Raw genomic sequence first — 1,516 nt, 5'->3', positions numbered from 1 at the left:
TTCCTCGAACACCTCGCCATTCGGCTTCAGCCTGATGAAGGCCAGTTGAGAGGGCTCGCGCGCGCCCAAATCCTTGAAGGCGCCGCGCCTGAGCAGCGCGCCCTCCAGCGCCAGTTGCGGCGCAAGCAGTGTGTGCGCCTGCGCCTTGGACGGCGAGGAACCGGTCTTGTAATCCAGTATGTCGGCCATACCGCCGGCCAAAAGGTCAACGCGGTCGGCGTAGCCGGACAGCGTCATGCCGGATTGGCCGACAACAGTCTTGCCGGCGCGCTCCTCGGCATGACGCCTTGTCACTGCATCGGCGCGCGTGCGCTCCCATTCGATGATGTTGGCGGCGAGTTTCTCGAAGCGTGGCCACCACACCGCCTCGACATCGGCCGGAAGGGCCGCTTCGGCGAAACAGGCGCGGCCGGCGGCGATAAGGCCGGCAAGCGCATCGGGGGTGCCCGGATCGGCGACGCTGCCTGAGAACAGGTGCAGGATGGCGTGAAACAACGTGCCGCGCTCGGCCGCACCGGGGTCGCGGATGACCTGATCGAGCGGCATCAGTCCAAGGATCCGTCTCGCATAGACAGCGTAGGGATCCCGGCGCAGGGTCTCGATCTCGGTGACCGAGAAATGCGTCGGGCGCACCGACAGGGGCGGCTTCGGCTGCGGCCGTGGCGCGAAATCCCGCCTTGGGCCTGTATCCAGCGCGCGCGCCCAGGCGAGCAGTTCGTCGCCACGCCGGCGCAGCTCCGCTGCCTGATTGTTGCCGATAAAGGTCAGCAGCCGCTGAAGCCAGCGCGACGGCACGGCGGGTGCGTCGCCGGCGCGCGCCGAGCGGGACAGCACCACTTTCCCAGCGCCCATGGCCATCTGGAAATCATGCGCGGCAAGGCCGATGCGCCGCTCGGGCGGTTCGAGGTCGATACCGGTCTTCATCAGCCGCGACATGAAGCGGTCGCTCTCGGGCTTGCGCGGCCATACGCCCTCATTGAGCCCGCCGATGACCAGCGTATCGACGGTCAGCAATCGGGCTTCCAGCGCACCCCAGATGGCGATGTTCCGGTCGGTGCCCTGTGCCGGCTTGACCGTTTCAGGCGCGATCAGCGCCGCCATGATATCGGGCCACTCGGTCGCCGCGAAGGACAGTGAAGCCGAAGCCGCGACCAGCCCGCGCAGCAGTTCGGCAAGCTTTTCGCCGGCGTCACCGGCATAGAGTTCGCCAAGACCACCGTCGGCGGTGCGGCCGAGATTTTCGAGTGTGGCGACGCTGGCCCTGACAAGCGCGGCAAGGTCGGCATCGTCCCGGCCGCGGAAGGCTGCGAGCGGCGCCAGAGCCTGCTTGAGACGTTCAAGCAAATTCCGGGTAGTTTCGATGGAGCGCACGGTCAGCCGGGAAAACCAGAAGGGCGGCCGGCTGCCGCCGCCCAGGCCGGTGAGGCGGGCCTCGAACAGTTCCGGCAGCGAAACGATGTCGGGACGGACGGTGCCGCCGCGCAGCGCCACCAGCTCGCCCAGTTCCGCCGCGTGG

1 protein-coding gene is annotated in these 1,516 nt (G+C 67.9%); it reads right to left on the bottom strand.

Annotated features, from left to right (window positions below; translation table 11 throughout):
- On the bottom strand, nt 1-1,516 hold a 1,516-nt coding region (gene addB / locus EN750_RS33780), incomplete at both ends, for a double-strand break repair protein AddB (RefSeq protein WP_127399234.1).

Origin of the sequence: Mesorhizobium sp. M7A.F.Ca.ET.027.03.2.1, from assembly GCF_003999175.1 — a bacterium.
Classification (GTDB): Bacteria; Pseudomonadota; Alphaproteobacteria; order Rhizobiales; family Rhizobiaceae; genus Mesorhizobium.
Note: the sequence above shows the minus strand (reverse complement) of the source record. Positions and strands in the feature narration are given on the sequence as shown.